Raw genomic sequence first — 4,311 nt, forward strand, 5'->3', positions numbered from 1 at the left:
CCGGGTGCGCACCCGGGCGTCGCCGTGTTCACCAGATCGGCGTCGCCGGCGTTCGTCACCGTCACCGAATAGGTGATCGACACCGACTCGCCGGCCGCAAGCGGTCCGGACCAGGCGAGAACCGCACCGGCCACCGTCGGAGCCGGCACCGTCGATCCGTCCGACGCCACCGCGGCCGCATCACCGTTGTAGGACGCATCGTCGATCACATCGGTGAGATCATCCGTGAACCCGGCCGGCTCGGTCGCCGTGTAGGCACCCTCGCCATCGTTCGTCACGGTGACCGTGTAGGTCACCACATCACCGCTGGCCACGCCCGTGGTCGCGTCCGCGTCCTTCTCGACGACGAAATGGCGGATCGGGTTCTCCGTCTCCGGACAGCCCTCCACATCACAGGACCCGTCCGGGTTCTGCACGATGTTCGCCAGAACGTGGTTCTCCTGGTCCGCGAACGCATCCACCGTCACCGAATACGAGACGGTGTACGTCTCCCCGACCGCGACGGAGCCCGTGACGATCAGGTCGGTGCCCTGGAGTTCCGCCGTCAGCCCCGGGTTCGACGTCGTGATCGACCCCGCCACCAGCTCCGCGTCGTCGAGCACGTCGGACAGGTCGTCGACCTTGTCCACCGCCGCCGCGGCCTCACCGACGCTCTCGAACGACAGGGTGTACGTCACCACCTGCCCCGCGTCGACCGCGGTGCCCGACTCGGGGTCCACCGTCTTGTCGATCACGAGTTCTGCCGCCGGGATGCGCACGCTCGCGCAGTCGTCCTGTCCTGCTGTCGTCTCGTCCGTCGGGACGCAGACGAGGTTGTAGAGGATGTTGTCGCCCGCGGCGGAGTCGTACGTCGCCGTGTACGTGATGGTGACACTCTCGCCGGAGGCGAGCGGGCCGACCCAGGTCAGCTCCTCTCCCACGAGCTCCGCGGAGCCGTCGGTCGGCGAGGTGATCCCTCCGAAGGTCGCGTCGTCGAGAACGGCGCTGAGGTCGTCGGTCACGCGGGCGGGCTCGGCGGCCGTGTAGGCGCCGGGCCCCGTGTTCGTGGCCGTGATCGTGTATTCGACCACGCCGCCGTCCGCAGGGAGCTCGGTCGTGTCGGCAGCCTTGGTGACCGACAGCTTCGGCAGCAGGAACTCCGCCTCGGCACAGGCGATCCCGGTGGTGGGGTCGACCCCGTCGCCGTTCGGGGGGTTGCACGCCGGGGTCGGGGTATCCGGCGTGCCGCTGAACACCACGTTCCGGGCGATGCCGTCTCCTCCGGCTGCGACCGTCGCCGTGTAGGTGAGCGTCATGCTCTGACCCACCGCGAGCGGGCCGGTCCAGGTCAGATCGGGGGCCGCGTAGGCGATGGTCCCCGGCATCGTCGCGGTGGCGTCACCGTTGTAGGTGGCGTCGTCGAGGACGGCGGTGAGGTCATCGGTGACGACCGCCGGGTTCGCCGCGGTGTACGGTTCCTCACCCGTGTTGGTCGCGGTGACGGTGTACTCCACATCATCACCCGGGCGGGTGTCGACGGTCGCGTCGGAGGTCTTCGTCAAGGTGAGGCAGTTTCCGGGCGAAGACGCCTGCGCGCTGACGTCGATGTCACCGTAGGCCCAATTGTCGATGGCCGCGAAGTTCCCCCACTGGTTCGTGCCGGTGGATGCCCACCCGTGGATGAAGCCGGCGCTGCTGAGACCGGCGAGATTGACGACCGGAGTGCTCGTCGTGGACTTGGGGCCCACACCCGACAACGGAACCTCGGTGTCGTCCCAATAGATGGTGTCGTTTCCGGCGCTCGACCCGACGATCTGCGTGATGCGAATGCCGCCGGGCAGAACTTCGACGTCACCGAGCACGAAGTGGATCTCGTCCGTCTTCTCGATGGCGACCTCGAGGTTCACCGTCGTACAGACATCGACGAGCGTTCCAGCGGAGTCCCGGCCGTCCCACGGAGCGCTCACGGCGCCGTCCGTTCCCGATTGGGGGAGCGTGACATCCAGAGGGTCCGTGTACGACCCGTTGCCGTCGACGTCGACCCGTACGACGTAGTTGCCCGTGAAGTTGTTCAGGTCGTAAGAGAGCGCTCCGGCGTGCGAAAGGGCGTTGGTTCGCGTGTACGTGGTGTCGTCGAAGCTCGGCGTGACGTAGTCCGGATTGACGAACTCGTCGCCATCGGCCGACGAAGCGAAATCCGGAAGGTCGGCTGACGGTGCTTCGAAGAAGAGGTTGTACCCGGGTCCGCACTCCGGCCCGGGGCCCTGATGCTCGGGCGAGTTACTCGTCTGCGCGAGCGATCGGTAGGCCGGGGTGCAGAGCGCGGGGTCGATGACGTTCCCGAACGCATCGCTGCTGAAGCTCCAGCCGCCACCGTTGAACACCGGCATCTCCACGGTGTACTGCGAGCCGTTCTCCGACACGACCCAGAAGCTGAGGTCGGAGTTGGGGAAGGCTGTGCCCGATCCCGGAGTGAACGAGCTGTAGGCGCGGTACTGCTTCGACCACACTCGACCTTCGATCGGTGCGCCGCCGGAGAGCACGGTGATATCCCATCGCGTGTCGTTTCCTGAACCCGCCGGCCAGTTCGGTGTCTCCGCCCCGATTCCGTCCGTCTCGAGGAGCCACACCCCGTCGGGACCGGTCATGCCGGCCGGGACGGTGCAGGTGGTTTCCGCAGCAGTGGCCGGAGGAAGGTCGCACGTCCAGCGCACGGCGCCCGAGGGATCGGTCAGGCTGAACGTCTGTCCCTGCGTCGGATTGAGTTCATTGACGATGAACTCCGCTGTGACGACGTCGCCGGCGGCGGCGTACACATAGAAGATGTTCTCGCCGATGAGCACCGTGTTCGGCGCGTTCGACTCGGCCTGCGCTGGCGCAGCGGCCAGGGGACTCAGCGCCCCGAGCACACCGACGGTGAGGGCGACGGCCGCGGCCGTGAAGCGGCTCCTCAGAGAGTGCGGGTTCTGCCGGGCGCGCCTGCTGCGGGACTTGTCGGTCATCAGAACCTCTTCGTGTCGGGCGAGGTCCGTGCGGACTCGCGGGGCGCGCCCCTATGGACCCGCTCCCTCCCCCGAGAGGCTGGGCACATTCAACCACGCCCACCCCTTTTCCGCACCTGATCCGGGAAAAATCACCCCGGCTGATGCCTCACGTCAGCTCGGCGTGCACGGGCCTCGGGATGAACATCGAGAAGACCAGAGCGCCGACGAGCACGACGGCTCCGGTGACCAGTGCGGCGACGTATCCCGCTCCCGCTCCCGCCGACTCCGAGGCGAACGAGGTCTGGGCGGCGTAGATGACGACGAAGCTCAGGCCGGCGCCGAGGTTGATGGCACCGGTGTTCAACCCGGGAAGCGACCCGGGGCGCTCCTTCGGTGAGAGCACGACACCCAGACCGTTGAGCATGATGTTGCCGATTCCCGCGTAGGTGATGCCGACGGCGACGGAGAGCAGCAGGAGCACGAGACGGGAGGCGGTCTCGACGTTGGCGACCATGAGCCCGAGCACCACGATGGTGCCGCCGAGGCCGATCCGCAGCATCGTCCGGTACCCGACCGTGGCGGCGAGTCTTCCGCTGAGCGGACCCATCAGCAGGCCGGCGAGGGCGTAGGGCATGAGGATCCACAGCGAGACCTCCTCCGCACTCATCCCGAGGTTCATCGCGGAGTCCTGCGCGAGGGCCGGCACCACGCCGTTCATGATCGCGAAGATCCCGGAGAGGGTGAGGAGTGAGGTGGCGCTCAACGCCCAGGTGGCGCGCTGCTTCAGCTGGGGGATCGAGACGAGCGGATGATCGAGCCTGCCCTCGAGCTTCCAGAAGGAGACGAACGAGACGACGGCGACCACCGCGAGGACGATCACGAGGATCAGGTCCGCCGCCGCGAGCTTCCCGAGCTCGTTCAGGGCGACGAGCATCGAGCCGACGGAGACGACCAGCAGCAGCGAGCCCCACCAGTCCATCCGCGGACGGTCTTCGGCCATCGTCTCGGGGGCGAGGAAGCGCACGACGAGAGCCGCACCGACGGCGACACCGCCCATGGTCCAGAAGATCGAGGCGAAGCCGTGGTTGGTCGCCAGATACCCGCCGAGCAGAGCGTCGCCCCCGGCGATCCCTCCGTTGACCGCGGTCACGACGCCGAGCAGGGTGCCGTAGACCTTCGGATCCGCGACGGCCGCGCGCAGCATGATCAGGCACAGCGGAACGACCGGGCCCGAGACTCCCTGAATGAGACGGCCGATGAAGAGCATCGGGACGTTGGTGGCGAGCGCCGCGACGACGCAGCCGACCGCCATCACGACGAGCATCCCGACGAGAACCCGTCGGCGACC

At 67.7% G+C, this 4,311-nt stretch carries 2 protein-coding genes; both read right to left on the reverse strand.

Annotation, left to right across the window (positions count from 1 at the left end; genetic code table 11):
- Positions 1–2,981, reverse strand: a 2,981-nt coding sequence (locus ACNPM4_RS02430; protein WP_448984569.1) for a DUF7927 domain-containing protein, incomplete at its 3' end; no start/stop codon positions are given.
- A 148-nt stretch (positions 2,982–3,129) separates the two neighbouring features.
- The coding region (locus ACNPM4_RS02435) for an MFS transporter (RefSeq protein ID WP_448984570.1) at positions 3,130–4,311 on the reverse strand (1,182 nt) is incomplete at its 5' end.

Source organism: Microbacterium umsixpiens (assembly GCF_053543675.1).